This is a genomic window from Micromonospora sp. WMMA1996 (assembly GCF_002573675.1).
Taxonomy (GTDB): domain Bacteria; phylum Actinomycetota; class Actinomycetes; order Mycobacteriales; family Micromonosporaceae; genus Micromonospora; species Micromonospora sediminicola.
The window spans coordinates 377,137-391,371 of record NZ_PDHU01000005.1 but is presented as its reverse complement, the minus strand read 5'-3'; the positions used below and the strand labels follow the sequence as shown (position 1 = coordinate 391,371).

General features: G+C 69.5%; 14 protein-coding genes and 3 tRNA genes. 1 reads left to right on the top strand and 16 read right to left on the bottom strand.

Going from position 1 to position 14,235, the window contains the following annotated elements:
• Positions 1 to 561: 561 nt before the first annotated feature.
• From rplL to COO58_RS27320, 15 genes are all read right to left on the bottom strand, one after another.
• Positions 562 to 951, bottom strand: a complete 390-nt coding sequence (gene rplL, locus COO58_RS27390; protein ID WP_091570033.1) for a 50S ribosomal protein L7/L12 — start codon at positions 949 to 951, stop codon at positions 562 to 564.
• A 54-nt stretch (positions 952 to 1,005) separates the two neighbouring features.
• Positions 1,006 to 1,554: a 50S ribosomal protein L10 gene (gene rplJ / locus COO58_RS27385; protein WP_091570029.1), complete on the bottom strand. Its 549-nt coding sequence runs from the start codon at positions 1,552 to 1,554 to the stop codon at positions 1,006 to 1,008.
• A gap of 316 nt (positions 1,555 to 1,870) precedes the next feature.
• On the bottom strand, positions 1,871 to 2,560 hold the full coding sequence (locus tag COO58_RS27380) for a hypothetical protein (protein ID WP_091570026.1): 690 nt from the start codon (positions 2,558 to 2,560) through the stop codon (positions 1,871 to 1,873).
• Positions 2,557 to 3,663 carry an ATP-binding cassette domain-containing protein gene (locus tag COO58_RS27375; RefSeq protein ID WP_245666132.1) on the bottom strand — a complete coding sequence of 369 codons (1,107 nt, stop codon included), beginning with the start codon at positions 3,661 to 3,663 and terminating at the stop codon, positions 2,557 to 2,559. Before COO58_RS27375 ends, COO58_RS27380 begins: the two co-directional genes overlap by 4 nt.
• A gap of 81 nt (positions 3,664 to 3,744) precedes the next feature.
• The gene (gene rplA, locus COO58_RS27370; protein ID WP_091570020.1) at positions 3,745 to 4,461 is read right to left on the bottom strand and encodes a 50S ribosomal protein L1; all 717 of its coding nucleotides are present in this window, start codon (positions 4,459 to 4,461) and stop codon (positions 3,745 to 3,747) included.
• Between the two features lie 88 nt (positions 4,462 to 4,549).
• Entirely contained in the window at positions 4,550 to 4,981 is a 432-nt protein-coding gene (gene rplK, locus COO58_RS27365; protein WP_091570017.1) for a 50S ribosomal protein L11, read from the bottom strand.
• 186 nt (positions 4,982 to 5,167) lie between these two features.
• On the bottom strand, positions 5,168 to 5,890 hold the full coding sequence (nusG, locus tag COO58_RS27360; RefSeq protein WP_091570014.1) for a transcription termination/antitermination protein NusG: 723 nt from the start codon (positions 5,888 to 5,890) through the stop codon (positions 5,168 to 5,170).
• Between the two features lie 35 nt (positions 5,891 to 5,925).
• Positions 5,926 to 6,315, bottom strand: coding sequence for a preprotein translocase subunit SecE (secE, locus tag COO58_RS27355; RefSeq protein ID WP_091570011.1), 390 nt, complete (start codon positions 6,313 to 6,315; stop codon positions 5,926 to 5,928).
• A 215-nt stretch (positions 6,316 to 6,530) separates the two neighbouring features.
• Positions 6,531 to 6,603: transfer RNA gene (locus COO58_RS27350), tRNA-Trp, on the bottom strand.
• Positions 6,604 to 6,730: 127 nt separating this feature from the next.
• Positions 6,731 to 7,123: a MaoC family dehydratase gene (locus COO58_RS27345; protein ID WP_091570006.1), complete on the bottom strand. Its 393-nt coding sequence runs from the start codon at positions 7,121 to 7,123 to the stop codon at positions 6,731 to 6,733.
• Positions 7,124 to 7,125: 2 nt separating this feature from the next.
• The gene (locus tag COO58_RS27340) at positions 7,126 to 7,572 is read right to left on the bottom strand and encodes a MaoC family dehydratase N-terminal domain-containing protein (RefSeq protein WP_091569995.1); all 447 of its coding nucleotides are present in this window, start codon (positions 7,570 to 7,572) and stop codon (positions 7,126 to 7,128) included.
• 119 nt (positions 7,573 to 7,691) lie between these two features.
• On the bottom strand, positions 7,692 to 7,859 hold the full coding sequence (gene rpmG / locus COO58_RS27335; RefSeq protein WP_013288652.1) for a 50S ribosomal protein L33: 168 nt from the start codon (positions 7,857 to 7,859) through the stop codon (positions 7,692 to 7,694).
• 132 nt (positions 7,860 to 7,991) lie between these two features.
• A tRNA-Met gene (locus tag COO58_RS27330) sits at positions 7,992 to 8,064 on the bottom strand.
• A gap of 25 nt (positions 8,065 to 8,089) precedes the next feature.
• Positions 8,090 to 8,162 (bottom strand) — tRNA-Thr (locus COO58_RS27325).
• Between the two features lie 96 nt (positions 8,163 to 8,258).
• Complete coding sequence (locus COO58_RS27320; RefSeq protein ID WP_091569989.1) at positions 8,259 to 10,787, bottom strand: bifunctional diguanylate cyclase/phosphodiesterase; 2,529 nt, start codon at positions 10,785 to 10,787, stop codon at positions 8,259 to 8,261.
• 767 nt (positions 10,788 to 11,554) lie between these two features.
• Between COO58_RS27320 and COO58_RS27315 the strand changes: the two genes are divergently transcribed.
• A complete protein-coding gene (locus COO58_RS27315) occupies positions 11,555 to 12,058 on the top strand; it encodes a hypothetical protein (RefSeq protein WP_141561959.1) in 504 nt (167 codons plus the stop codon).
• 359 nt (positions 12,059 to 12,417) lie between these two features.
• Here the strand turns inward: COO58_RS27315 and COO58_RS30020 are convergent, their stop codons facing one another.
• Positions 12,418 to 14,181: a hypothetical protein gene (locus tag COO58_RS30020; protein ID WP_141561958.1), complete on the bottom strand. Its 1,764-nt coding sequence runs from the start codon at positions 14,179 to 14,181 to the stop codon at positions 12,418 to 12,420.
• Positions 14,182 to 14,235: the final 54 nt, after the last annotated feature.

Here is a 14,235-nt window from a genome sequence, read left to right as displayed (position 1 = left end):
TCCGAGGACCGGTGCTGCAGAACGGCTGGTACGCGTGCACTCCAATGACCCCACCAGAAATATCCACAAACGGACATTTCCGAGCAGGGGTCAAGTCGGAAGGCAGCGCAAACTAGCAGTGTAGCCGAGAGGCTAACCGCTGTCCAGCCCACCCCGCAGGTCGTCGCGGAACAAGCCCTGGGACCTCGAAAAACCGGGTCCACCGGGCCGCTCGGAACGCGACGCTCCTGCCGGTCCGCTCGGGTGCCGCGGCGGTGGTGCTGCCGTTGCCTTACCCGAGAGGCGGCCGTTGCAAGCGCGGAAGGTCTTGCTGATGTCAGCGTGCCTGCCGGGCCGGTGCCGCGTCAAGGGCCGGTTACCGCTCGGGGTGTCTTTCCCACCGACGGGCTACCGGCGGGCATCGCTGGGAAGCCGGTGCGAGGAACCTGTACGCCCTGCTCACGCCACTGCCGTCGGGCACCACCAACACGGCGGGCGGTGATCCGTTCCCGGATCACCGCCCGCCGCGACGCGGTGTGCCCCGGCTCACGTGAGCCGGACGCGCGTCAGGTCAACGCAAGGTCACTTGAGGGTGACCTTGGCGCCCTCGCCCTCGAGCTTGGCCTTGGCCTTCTCGGCGGTCTCCTTGTTGGCCTTCTCCAGGACGGCCTTCGGAGCGGCCTCGACCAGGTCCTTGGCCTCCTTGAGGCCCAGGCCGGTCAGCTCGCGCACGACCTTGATGACCTGGATCTTCTTGCCACCGTCGGCGTCGAGGATGACGTCGAACTCGTCCTTCTCCGGCTCGGCCTCGGCGGCGGCACCGCCGGCGGCCGGGCCCGCCATCATCATCGCGGCCGGGGCGGCGGCGGTGACCTCGAAGGTCTCCTCGAACTGCTTCACGAACTCGGAGAGCTCGATCAGCGTCATCTCCTTGAACGCGTCGAGCAGCTCGTCGGTGCTGAGCTTCGCCATGTCTGGCGTCCTTTCTACAAGTGAAAACTAAGAACGTGGGTGCGCCGCGGGGCCTCAGGCCGCCTCGGCGCCCTCTTCCTTCTCGCGCTTGTCCTGCAGGGCGGCCGCCAGACGCGCGGTCTTGGCGAGCGGAGCCTGGAACAGGGCCGCGGCCTTGCTCAGGTTGCCCTTCATGGCGCCGGCCAGCTTGGCCAGCAGCACCTCGCGGGACTCCAGGTCGGCGAGCTTCGTGACCTCGGCCGCGGAAATGGCCTTGCCCTCGAAGACACCGCCCTTGATGACGAGCTTCGGGTTGGCCTTCGCGAAGTCACGAAGGCCCTTCGCCGCCTCGACGACGTCGCCCGAAACGAAAGTCAGCGCGGTAGGACCGGTGAACAGCTCATCGAGGCCGGAGATGCCCGCATCGGCCGCGGCACGCTTGGCCAGCGTGTTCTTCGCGACCGTGTAGCTGGTCTCCTTGCCGAGCGAGCGTCGCAGCTGGGTGAGCTGCGAAACCGTGAGCCCGCGGTACTCGGTGAGCACGGTGGCTCCCGCGGCGCGGAAGCTCTCGGTCAGCTCGGCGACGGCCGTGGCCTTGTCGGCCCGGATCGGCTTGTCCGCCATGTCCCTCCTCTCTCGTTGCTCGGAGCTGGTACGCCGGCGACGAGGAACTCGCGACGGCGGCGGAGACACCACGACAACGAGAAAAGCCCCGGCGCAGGGCGCACGGGGCGAGGGCCGGCGGCACAGGCACAGTCGGCGGACCGTGCGTGACACCGAGTTTCGCTTGCCGCCCTGCGCGGGTCGCCCGTCGTCGCGGGACCTTCGACCGTGCCCGGGCACGGTGACCAGCGGTCTTTGGGTGGAACTACCGCACCAGGTTACGCGACGCCTCGCGCAGCGCCAAATCGCCCCGTGTGCTCCCGGTCACCCACCCGGGTCAGGCCCGGGTGCGGCGACCCCAGGAGTAGCCGGCCAGCGCCACCACCGCCCAGAGCGCCGCCCACCCCGTGAGGAGCAGGCCGGCGCCGGGCGAGACCGGACCGGTCACCGCCCGCGCGGTGGCCATCACCGGCGGGACCAGCCACGGCGCCACCGAGTCGGAGAGGCCGAACACCACCACCCCGACCGCGCCCACCGCCAGCACCGCCACCCCGTAGCCCGCGCTGCGGGTGATCGCCCGGCTGGCCAGGGCGCCGAGCGCCACCGCGGCCGGCAGGGCGAGCAGGTGCGCCCAGAGCCCGAGGACCACCCCGACGAGGACTGACCGCTCCCCCGGCCCGGCGGCCGGCGTCACCCCGCCGAGCGGCCACGGCACCGCCAGCGCGACCACCACCACGGCGAGCCCGGCCAGGAACGCCGCGAGCAGGCCGGCGAGCCGCTCCCGGACCGGCCCGACCACCACCCGGGCCAGCCGGCGCTGCACGTCGGGCTCGACGTCCAGCAGGATCTTGGTCTGCCAGGCCAGCACCGGGAACAGCACCACCGCGGACACCCCGTAGGCCTCCGCCGGCCGGGCCCGACCGCCGCCGTGCAGGATCCCCAGCACGAGCAGGCCGGCCAGCACCGGCGCCAGCGCCCGCCCGGTCCGCACGAAGCCGGCCAGCCGCAGCCGGACCAGGGCGATCACCGGCCCACCTCCGAGGCCACCCCGGAACGATCGGCGCCGGCGACCGGGACCTCCAGGTTGTCGTCGGAGCCTGCGGCCGGCACCCCCAGCTCGGCACCGGAACCAGCGACCGGCACCCCCGGCTCGGCACCGGAACCGGCGACCGGCACCCCCGGCTCGGCGTCGGAGTCGGCGGCCGGAATTTCCGGCTCGGCACCGGAACCGGCGACCGGCCCCCTCGGGTCGGCGTCGGAGCCGGCGACCGGCACCTCCGGGTCGGCGTCGGAGTCGGCGGCCGGCGGATCGGTGGGGCCCGGCTCGGGGGCGAACGCCCGTTCGCCGGAGCCGTCGGCCTCCGCGGCCGGCTCCGGTGACCCGACGGTGGGCGGGGCCGCGTGCTCGCGTACCCGCAGGACCTGGTGGCCGTCGGCACGCAGCCGGGCGACGGCGGCGGCCAGCCCCGCGACCGGCACCGCCAGCTCGACCACCGCGACGGCCGGGCCATCGGACGGCACGGCCTCCGTCAGCGTGCCGGCGGTGACCGACCACTGCCGCGCGCCCGGCAGGCGGACCGTCTCCCCGCGGTGGTCGCTGACCAGCACCGCGCCACCGTCGGCCAGCACCTCGCCGATCATCTCGGGGACCAGCTGGCGGGCCGCCGCGTCCAGCCCCTCCCAGGGCTCGTCGAGCACCAGCAGGCCGGGCGGCCGCAGCAGCGCCTGCGCCAGGCCGACCTTCTGGGCGGTGCCCTTGGACAGCTGCGGCAGGCGCACGCCGTGGAACCGGCTCAGGCCCAGCCGCTCGACCCAGTGCCGCACCGCCCGGTCGGCGGCAGGCCCCGGGAGGCCGGCGACGCGACCCATCGCGGACAGGTAGGCCCCGACGGTGAACGGCTGGTCGGCGGGGAACCGCTCCGGCACCCAGCCGACGGTCGGCGGCCGGTCGGCCACCCGGCCCCGGGTCGGCCGCAGCACCCCGGCGGCGAGCTGGAGCAGCGTGGACTTGCCCGCGCCGTTGCGGCCGAGCACGACCGCGACCTCACCCGGACCGATCGCCACCTCGACCTGCCGCAGCACCCACGGGCCGTGCCGGTGGTAGCGGAGCCAGACGTCTTCGAGCCGCATCCGCCGAGCGTGCCACAGCGGACAGACCGACGGGGCCCCGCCACGGATGGTGGCGGGGCCCCGTCGGGCGGTACGCGTCGATCAGGCCTCGGAGGAGGCTTCCTGCAGGTTCTTCACGATCTTCGGGTCGACCGGGACGCCCGGGCCCATGGTGGTGGTGAGGGTGACCTTCTTGAGGAAGGTGCCCTTGGCGGCGGACGGCTTGGCGCGGAGCACCTCGTCCAGCACCGCGGCGTAGTTGTCCACCAGCTGGGCCTCCGAGAAGGAGGACTTGCCGATGATCAGGTGCAGGTTGGAGTGCTTGTCCACCCGGAAGGTGATCTTACCGCCCTTGATGTCCGCGACGGCCTTGGTGACGTCCATGGTCACGGTGCCCGTCTTCGGGTTCGGCATCAGGCCGCGCGGGCCCAGGATCCGCGCGATCCGGCCGATCTTGGCCATCTGGTCCGGCGTGGCGATCGCCGCGTCGAAGTCCAGCCAACCACCCTGGATGCGGGCGACCAGCTCGTCGGTGCCCACCTCGTCGGCACCCGCGGCGACGGCCTCCTCGGCCTTCGCGCCGGCGGCGAAGACGATCACGCGGGCGGTCTTACCGGTGCCGTGCGGCAGGTTGACCGTGCCGCGGACCATCTGGTCCGCCTTGCGGGGGTCGACGCCGAGGCGCATCGCGACCTCGACCGTGGCGTCGAACTTGACGTTGGTGGTCTCCTTGGCCAGCTTGACGGCCTCGGCGGGGGTGTAGAGCTTCGACCGGTCGATGACCTCGGCGGCCTTGCGGTAGCTCTTGCTGCGCTGCATTTCTGGTGACTCCTGTGGTCTCTGGCGGGCGCGCGGCGATCGCGGCCCTCCCACGAACAGAAAGATCGGGTGGAGCGGTGGAGCGAGATCAGTCGGCGACGGTCAGGCCCATCGACCGGGCGGTGCCGGCGATGATCTTCTCGGCCTGGTCGATGTCGTTGGCGTTGAGGTCCGCCATCTTCTTCTCGGCGATCTCGCGCAGCTGGGCGCGGGTCACCGAGCCGACCTTCTGCGTGTGCGGGACGCCCGAGCCCTTCTGCACGCCGGCGGCCTTGATCAGCAGCCGGGCGGCGGGCGGGGTCTTCAGCACGAAGGTGAAGGTGCGGTCCTCGTAGACGCTGATCTCGGCGGGGACGATGTCGCCCCGCTGGGACTCGGTCTGCGCGTTGTAGGACTTGCAGAACTCCATGATGTTCACGCCGTGCTGGCCGAGCGCGGGGCCGACCGGCGGCGCCGGGGTGGCCTGGCCCGCCGGCAGCTGAAGCGTGAACGTCTTGACGAGCTTCTTCTTCGGAGGCATGTCTCTTCCTGGGGCTTGGAACTGGGATTCTCCGCCGCCCGCGGGCGCGCACGGTCAGCGCGATGCGGAGGGCCGACGTTAAAGGGTAGCGCAAACCTCTACCGAGTTTTCGCCGAGGTGGGCGAGCCGGTGAGACGACACACCGGCGGCCACCCCGGGAGGGCGCGCCGCCGGTGCCGACGTACGTCAGATCTTGGCGACCTGGTTGAAGTTCAGCTCGACCGGCGTCTCCCGGCCGAAGATCGACACCAGCACCTTGAGCTTCTGCTGGTCAGCGTTGATCTCGCTGATCGTCGCCGGCAGCGACGCGAACGCGCCGTCGGTGACGGTGACCGAGTCGCCGACCTCGAAGTCGAGGACCTTGACCTCGGGCTTGGCCTTCTTCTGCTCGGTCTCGACCGCCGGGGCCAGCCACTTGAGCACCTCGTCGAGGCTCAGCGGCGCCGGCCGGTCGGCCCGGTCGGTCGCGCCGACGAAGCCGGTGACCCCCGGGGTGTTCCGGACGCAGGAGTAGGACTCGGCGGTCAGCTCCATCCGGACCAGGATGTAGCCCGGGAAGACCTTCGCCTGGACCTGCGACCGCTTGCCGTTCTTGACCTCGACCTCTTCCCGGGTCGGCACCTCGACCTGGTAGATGAAGTCCTCCATGTCGAGGGAGGTGATCCGGGTCTCGAGGTTGGTCTTGACCTTGTTCTCGTAGCCGGCGTACGAGTGCACCACGTACCAGTCGCCGGGCGCGTACCGCAGCTTCTGGCGCAGCTCGGCGACCGGGTCGAAGTCCTCGTCCGGGGCCGGCTCGGTGGTCGGGAACTCCGGCTCGCTGGCGGCCTCGACCGACTCGTTGTTGGCCGCCGTCGCCACCGCGGACTGCTCGTCCGGGGTCTCGGCGGTCTCGTCGTACTCAGGCACGCTCGCTCACTTCCGTCAGTATCGCTGTCCGCAGGTCAGCTGGGGTTGCCGAAGACCCACAGCACGGCCTTGGCGAAGCCGTAGTCCAGGCCGGCCACGATCGCCAGCATCACCGCCACGAAGGTGACCACCACGGCCGTGTAGGTCAGCAGCTCCTTGCGGGTCGGCCAGATGACCTTACGCAGCTCGGCCACAACCTCGCGGAAGAACCGGGCGATGCGGGCGAAGAGCCCGATCCGCTCGGTGTCCTTGCGGGTCTTGCGGCCCTCGGTCGGCTCGGCGTTGGCCCGCTTACGGGTGGCGGTGCCACCCCGGGAGACCGGCTCGTCCGCGTCGGTGGCGTCGTCGTCGGCCACGCCGTCGACGGTTGCGTCGTCCAGACGCTCGTCGCCGTCGTCCTCGCCGCGCCGCTTGCTCTCGGCCACTTCGCCCTCCGTGCGGGATATGGGGTCGCACGCCGGGCGGCGTGCGCGGCGTGTTGATCACACCGGCCGGACCAACCGTCCCGCGACGGGCCGCGGCCGGCGGACCGGCCAGGAGGGCCCCGAATGCCTCGGAACCACCCCACCGGTGCCACCACCACGGGCCGGACGCCGCCGGTGAGGCGGCGCGACCCACGGGAACGGTCAGGCCTGAGGCGCAGGGGTGACAGGACTTGAACCTGCAGCCTGCGGTTTTGGAGACCGCTGCTCTGCCAATTGAGCTACACCCCTGTGCGGCAACTCACCTCCGCCCGGGCACAAGGTGCTGAGCGGGGGTCACTTGCCCCACGGCGGACCAGTGTACGGGTAGTCGTGCGACTTTCCCAACCGGTCCACCCCTCGCGCGTCGGGCGAACCCTCAGCGCGTCGTCCGGACCAACGCCCTTGCCTGCGACAACACCTTCTCGCCCCGGCACGTCGCGGTGATGTCGAGCCTGGTCAGGCCGTCCTCGGTGACTTCCTTGACCACCGCGGCGACCTCGATCTCGGTGCCCTCGTCGGTGTCCGGCACGACCACCGGGCGGGTGAAGCGGACACCGAAGTCGACCACCGCGTCCGGCGAGCCGGCCCAGCCGGCGACCGCGCGGCCGACCAGGGCCATGGTGAACATGCCGTGGGCGATGACCCCGGGCAGGCCCACCCCGGTGGCGGTCCGGTCGCTCCAGTGGATCGGGTTGAAGTCCCCCGAGGCGCCCGCGTAGCGGACGAGGTCCGCCCGGGTCACCCGGTAGGTCTGGACGGGCAGTTCCATCCTCACGCCTCCCCGCGTACGACGATCTTGGACCAGACCGCGACCACCGGCTCGCCGGCGACGGTGCTCACGTCGGTGCGGGTGGTCAGGAAACCGTGCCCGCCCCGGTTGGTGATCTCCTCGATGGTGTTCGCGCACACCAGCTCGTCCCCGGCCACCACCGGTCGGGTGTACGCGAACCGCTGGTCGCCGTGGACCACCCGGCTGTAGTCGACGCCCAACGCCGGGTCCTCGACGATCTGCCGACTGGCGGCCATGGTCACGATCACCGGGAACGTCGGCGGCGCCACCAGGTCGGGGTGGCCCAGCGCCCGGGCCGCCTCCGGGTCGTGGTGCGCCGGGTCGGTCGCGCCGACGGCGGTGGCGAACTCGCGGATCTTTTCTCGGCCCACCTGATAGGGGGCGGTCGGCGGATAGGTCCGGCCGACGAAGGACGGGTCCAGGGACATGCCGCGAACCTACACGGAAAACACGAACGCCGATCCGTGCGGTCGGGCGGCCCGGGGGCCACCGACCGGGCGGATCGGCGTTCGGAAGCTGCTGCGGGGCCGGCAGCGCCGGCCGCGGATCAGCGGGTCTCGCGGTGGACGGTGTGCTTGCCGTCCCGGGGGCAGAACTTCTTCAGCTCGATGCGGTCCGGGTCGTTACGGCGGTTCTTGCGCGTGATGTAGTTGCGCTCCTTGCACTCCACACACGCCAAAGTGATCTTCGGCCGGACATCGGTCGCCTTCGCCACGGCGGAGTGCCTTCCTCGCTCACGGATAACGAACTACGGCGTGTCAGCGTACGCGCTGACGACGCAGACATGCAAAGTGGGCGCCTGTGGCGCCCATCCCACCGACCACCGGGGTCACCCGGAGGACGAGAGTAGCGGTGGCCGGACTTGAACCGGCGACACAGCGATTATGAGCCGCTTGCTCTGCCATCTGAGCTACACCGCCGTGGCGGGTCCAGCCGGACCCTCTGAGCCCCCTTACGGAATCGAACCGTAGACCTTCTCCTTACCATGGAGACGCTCTGCCGACTGAGCTAAGGGGGCCTACCCGATCACCCCGGGGGGTGTCGCGCAGAGGAAACAGTACACGACCGCGCCGCCGAGGTGAAATCGGATCCCCCCGTCGGGTGTCACCCCTGATCAGGGCACCACACGCAGGCGCGGCAGCTCCCCGGCGGCGACCGTCTCCGGATCGACCTGGGCGCCGAACCAGGTCTCCAGACGCTCGTACGGCAGGGGCCGGCTGAACAGGAAGCCCTGGCCGATCTCGCAGCCGATGTCCTGCAGCAGCTCCAGGGTCAACTCGCTCTCCACCCCCTCGGCCACCACGGTCAGCCCGAACTGCTGGGAGAGCGTCACCACGGCGTTGACGATGGCCAGGTCGCTCGGATCGGTCGCCATCCCCTGCACGAACGACCGGTCCACCTTCACCTCGTGCACCGGCAGCCGGCGCAGCTGCGCCAGGGACGAGTTGCCGGTGCCGAAGTCGTCCACCGAGAGCCGGACCCCGAGGTCGCGCAGGCTCCGCAGGGTCGGGATGGGACGTTCGGTGCCGTCCAGCACCCCGGCCTCGGTGATCTCCAGGGTGAGCCGCTGCGGCGGGACGCCGTACTCCGCCAGCAGGTCGCGCACCAGCGCGGGGAAGTGCTGGTCGGTGAGCGTCCGCGCGGCCAGGTTGACCGAGACGGAGAGCGGCTGGTCGCCGTGGCTCCAGTCGCGGCTGCGGCGCAGGCTCTCCCGCAGCACGAACTCGGTGAGCCGGCCGAGCTGGCCGGTGTGCTCGGCCACCGAGACGAAGTCGTCCGGCGCGACCGTGCCGTGCGCCGGGTGCTCCCAGCGGGCCAGGCACTCGACCCCGACCAGCCGACGGTCGCGCAGGGTGACCTTGGGCTGGAAGTAGACCTCCAGCGCGGCGTCGTCGAGCGCCCGGCGCAGGTCGCCGGCGAGGTCGAGCCGGCGCAGCGAACGGGACTCCAGCCCCGGACTGTAGAGCTGGACGCTGCCCGGCACCGCCTTCGCCGCCGTCGCCGCGAGGTCCACCCGTTGCAGCAGCGCCTGGGCGTCGCTGCCGTGCTCGGGGTGCACGGCCACCCCGACGGCGGTGTCCACGTCCAGGGTGAGCGCGTCGAACACCATCTCGTCGCGGATCTGCTCCCGCAGCTGACCGGCCAGCTCCAGCGCCGCCTCGGCGCTCTCCAACCGCAACGTCACCAGGAACTCGTCGCCGCCGGCGCGGCCGACCAGGGCCGACGAGGGCGCGCAGACGCGCAGCCGCTGGGCCACCTCGACCAGGACCTTGTCACCGGCCGCGTGGCCGAGCGACTCGTTGACCTGGCGCAGCCGGTCGACGTCGAAGAGCAGAAGCGCCACCACCTCGCCGGGAGCGGCGATCTTGACCGCCTCGGCCACCGCCGCGCTGATCCGGCGCCGGTTCGGCAGCTTGGTCAACGTGTCGTGGTCGGCGTCGTGCCGCAGGCGGTCGACCAGGCGGGAGTTCTCCAGCGCCACGGCGGCGTGCGCCGCGACCGTCTCCACGAGCGCGATGTCCGCCGAGGTGAAGTAGTTGCCGTCGCCGAGCCGGTTGGCCACCTCCAGGGTGCCGATCACCACCGGCCCGGAGCGCAGCGGCACCACCACGGCGTCCTTGACCCGCTGCTGCGTCAGCCGGGCCCGGAACTCGCCGTCGGTCGTCACCCCGTGCCCGACCGCCACCGTACGCCCGGTTTCCCGCACCTTGTCCCGCAGCGCCTGCGGGACGGGGGCCATGTCGAGCAGACCCGGGTCGTCGATGCGGGCGGTGAGCAGCGTCGCCGGATGCCGCCCCTGGGCCGGCAGCCAGAGGGTCGCGTACTCGGCCTGCATGAGGGCGCGGACCCGACCGATGAGGACGTCCGCCAGGGTGCCGCTCTGCCCGCTCTCCACCACCGCGCGGGTCAACTCGTAGAGGTCGGTCAGGGTGCGGTGCTGCCGGAAGAACTGGGCGTAGGAGCGGTAGACCAGGGCGAATCCCGCGCCCAACGCGGCGAGCAGCAGCAGCGACCACCAACTGCTCCGCAGCAGGATCAGCATGATCAGGCCGACCGACACGTTGATCGCGGCCGTCAGCATCACCGTGCGGGTGCTGCGGAGCACGCCCCAGCCGGCCTGCCACCCGTGCAGCAGCACGTGCACCGCCGTCACGCTGGTCATGCTGACCAGCATGAACGTGCCCACCGCCGCGGAGATGCTCAGCCAGGTGCGGGGCCCGACCCCCTCCAACGGGGGGAAGGCCTGGAGGACCAGCACGGCGAGCGAGGTGCCGGCGGCCACCCGGGCGACGTTGAACCAGACCTTGGGCGCCGCGAAGCGGTGCCGCAGGTGCGTGATGAGAGACGCCAGGGTGTGGACCAGCACCACGGTCAGCGGCGGCAGGAAGAACAGCGCCAGCACGAGCGGAAGCTCGGCCAACGTGACGCCGACCGTCTGCCGCCGGACGACGAGGGTCAGCAACGGCAACCCCGCCACGACCATGAGTACGAGGAGAAGCACCGCCTGCGGCCATCGGCCGACAGGATGTTCCGCGACGAGGGCCGTCACCGTGGCGCAGGCGACGGCGACCAGCGCCATCGGCGCCGTGATGATCCACGCGTCCTCGGACGACCGGCGTCGTGGATGGTCGCGTCCGGTCATGCCGCTCCTTCGGGCTGGCGCCGCCCTGCTTCGTGTCCGTTGCGGGTCACAGGTAGGTCGGCGAGCGTCGAGGCACGCCCGGGCCCGACCGACGACGCCGACCGGCAGCCCCGGTCAGTTCCAGGTGATGTCCACGAGGACCGCGCCCCCGGTGCTGCCGTCGCCGACGAGACCAGCGGCGCCGCCCACGAAGGCAGCCAGGACGAAAAGTGAGCCAAGCAGTCGGCCAAACCTTCGACCAAACATGATTGCTCCTGTCGAGAGAGTTTCAGCGAAGGTGGAGGTTCCACGATGGTGCCACACGGGGGGCACGCGCAAAAGGCGTGGAGAACCGCCCCTGTCGCGGCAGACAGGGAAATCATCCGTTCGACTCCCGCGCCCGTCCCTCCGACCCAGCTCGGTGTCACGATCGGTTCCGGCGCTGCTACGGAAGACGCCACACAGCGCCTTCCCGACCAACCGCGCGTAAGACCGAATTCACTCACCACGCTTCATGATCATCTACTCTGACGACAGTGGACCGCGGTCCGGGCGGTGACGGCGACCCCCGACCAGACTCCACCATCGTCGATGTCTGGGCAAGGGCCCACGCTGTCCGATTCGCGGACACCCGTCCCCATCCGGCGGGGGCGCTGGAGGTGACTGCGCACATGCCGGACGCGGCGGAACCCGACCGACCCCACACCCGCGGATCCCGGGGTTGGTGACGCCGGTCCGGCGCCCCCAAACCTCGCGACATCTCCGGCCCGCCGACCGATCATGTGTCGGTGACCGAGGAAGAGACCCTGGCCCACCTCCAGGACACCGTCGCCTTCTGGCGCGTCGGCGCCGCGACCGCGACCGACGTCGTCGGGGCCGCCTGCGACTGCCTGGTGGCCGGCGTCGACACTCCCACCCTGCGGATCCTGGCCGGGGTCTCCCCGGTGAAGGGCGACGAGGACGACGAGCTGCTCCGGTGGTTGCCCGGCGCCCTCGCGGAGCTCTCCCTGACCCACTACGGCGACGACAGCCGGAAGGCCGAGGAGGAAGTCCTCCGCGTCATGGCGCGACGGCTGCTCGCCGGGGCGATCACACCCCGGGACCTCACCTCGTGGGTCGACCGGTTCATCACCCGTGCGGGCACTCCCCTGGCCGGCGAACTCGTCGACCTCGAGAGCGCCTACGAGTACGTCGAGGCCGTCCACGAGGTGCACGAGCAGACCGACACCGGGACCGAGGAGCTGGACGCCGAGGTCGTCGCCGAAGCGCGCCGGCTGCTCGAGGAAGCATGACCGGCCGGAGGGCCAATGACAACGACCCCTGATCAGCATCTCTGCTGGTCAGGGGCCGCGTCTGCACCTGGTGGCGGGTAGAGGATTCGAACCTCTGTAGCTTTCGCGACGGATTTACAGTGCGCCAACCGCGACTCGCTGACCAGCAGAAACGGACATCAACCAGGGCAGAGTGACACGCATGCAACATGCGTGCGGGCTTCTGCAAGCCGCTCGGCACGCGCACAGCGGTCGCACAGGCGGGGACGCGGGAGCGGCGTCCATCTCCACCACCGCGTCGTCGCCATGGGGTGGGATGGACAACGCCATGTACGCCGCTCCCAACGCCCTTGCGCCGCTGCGAACTCCACGACTGGTACTCACTGAGCCTCAAGAACCCGCTTCAACCACGAAAGCAGGGCGCTAAGTACGTTCTGGTCCTTGACCTCGGCAAACAGGAGCGTGACCGCCGCAATAGCCAAAGAAGCTATTGCGGCCCAAAGAGCCACCCGGCTGATTTTGTAGGTGTCCGCCGACGCGCCGAGCGCCGCAACCGTCGATAATATATCGCGATAGTCGCGATCGGCCGTAATTAGTTTGTCGAACCACTTGTGCTGCCGCTCGCGAAGCTCGCTGGTCATACTAGTTGCCTCGAAGCGTTCACGCCCCAGTGCCTGATCCTCCTGACTGATCCAGGGAGCCTGGTCGACAATAAACTCTATATCATGGGCCTCTCGCCAGTTGCGCTTCCAGAACTCCTGAACGTCCCGAGCTACGCTCGTCAGGTCTAGACTGAGCGTCAGAAGGCTCCGCCGCAAGTAATTCAGGCGACTCGCCTTAAAAGTGTGATGTCGCGCCCGCGCACTGTCGCGCAATTTCGCGTACTCCGACTCAGCGATCTCCAAAAAGCCAGAAATGGCAAGGATCACCGAAAAGCTACGGATACGATCGTCAGCAACGTGCGCAATAGCATGGTCAACATCATTGCCGCGCCCCTCTAGGTATCCAGGGATTGCGGCTAGAACTTTGCGATTCCCCCAGAGGCCCCATGTTCGCTTCCCCTCAAGCGCTCGGCACAGCTCGCCGTCAACGGGCGAAAGAAGAATTCCGGGAAGATCTGATGAGGTGGTGTGGAGAAGATCACCAGTAAAGCCAATCGCCCTTAGCGCATCGGCAAGCTCTCGGTCTACACGCTCCCCCTTGGTCGGGTCGAACTCGTTCATGAGGAGTAGATCGAGCAAAGGTTGAGGTTCGCTGTAGGACGAGAAGTAGCCGGGGCAGCGCTCCGCCATCCACCCGCGGGCAGCGTCATGCAAAGCGCGACGCGCTTTCTGCGTGAGCCTGAACGACGCCCATTGGCGATCCTCAGCCCTCGGCAGGCCCTTGCCGAAAGCGAGCCTCGGTTCATGCTTCTCGTGCCACACGCGGTCGAGACGACGAGCAGCGGTGTCAGTCAACCGGAAGAAGGCTACAACCGCCGTCAAGCCTGCGCCAATTTGGACGGCTTTTAACTGCACAGTTTCGAAAGCTTCTGGCAAATCCTCTCTAGTCGAATCTGCAAGCCAGATCTTGCTGCCCTTCTGAGCAATGTCCGCCAAACGCCACCAAGACCACCCCTTACCCGATCGAGAAAGCTCCAGGTATCGCCGGTTATCTCGGCCGTCGTAGATCCACCGGCGATGTCGGTCCCAATCGCCCTTCCGAATGGCCTGATCAAGCGAAGAGAATTGGCTCGGAGGGAAGAGCTCAACGACCCAGATGCCGGGCATGTGGACGTGCTCTTGAGGAGGAACTCGGACATTATGCAGGGGATCGTCGAGGTCCCACTTTTTATTACGCTCATGATCATTGAAGACTGCGAGGTAGGTCGAAAGATAGGCCAGACGCTCCCGGAGCTTTTGCGGGCGGATCACCCTTCGCATCCGCGAGGAAAGAAGCCAACTTACAACTCGGTACGGCAAGTCGTACCAACGGCGACCTTCGCCAATATCCGCGACTCTGCGATAGTTGTCCTGGAAGCGTTCCGGCGAGAACTTGACACCCTGCTTTTCTTGTCCAGAAGACGACAGCTTATCGCCGCTTTCTTCTGCATCCTCGGATGGTTCATCGCTGACTGGCGCACCCTTTGACGATTCGTCTGACATCGTTAAATCTCCGCTAGCGTGGACCGATAGCGAGAGCGTACCAAGTCCGCGAAA

What these genes read in the sequence shown, in the direction of transcription:
- rplL (WP_091570033.1), bottom strand. Translation starts at nt 951, where the DNA reads ATGGCGAAGCTCAGCACCGACGAGCTGCTCGACGCGTTCAAGGAGATG.
- rplJ (WP_091570029.1), bottom strand. Translation starts at nt 1,554, where the DNA reads ATGGCGGACAAGCCGATCCGGGCCGACAAGGCCACGGCCGTCGCCGAG.
- COO58_RS27375 (WP_245666132.1), bottom strand. Translation starts at nt 3,663, where the DNA reads ATGCGGCTCGAAGACGTCTGGCTCCGCTACCACCGGCACGGCCCGTGG.
- rplA (WP_091570020.1), bottom strand. Translation starts at nt 4,461, where the DNA reads ATGCAGCGCAGCAAGAGCTACCGCAAGGCCGCCGAGGTCATCGACCGG.
- rplK (WP_091570017.1), bottom strand. Translation starts at nt 4,981, where the DNA reads ATGCCTCCGAAGAAGAAGCTCGTCAAGACGTTCACGCTTCAGCTGCCG.
- COO58_RS27345 (WP_091570006.1), bottom strand. Translation starts at nt 7,123, where the DNA reads ATGGAACTGCCCGTCCAGACCTACCGGGTGACCCGGGCGGACCTCGTC.
- COO58_RS27340 (WP_091569995.1), bottom strand. Translation starts at nt 7,572, where the DNA reads ATGTCCCTGGACCCGTCCTTCGTCGGCCGGACCTATCCGCCGACCGCC.
- COO58_RS27320 (WP_091569989.1), bottom strand. Translation starts at nt 10,787, where the DNA reads ATGACCGGACGCGACCATCCACGACGCCGGTCGTCCGAGGACGCGTGG.
- COO58_RS30020 (WP_141561958.1), bottom strand. Translation starts at nt 14,181, where the DNA reads ATGTCAGACGAATCGTCAAAGGGTGCGCCAGTCAGCGATGAACCATCC.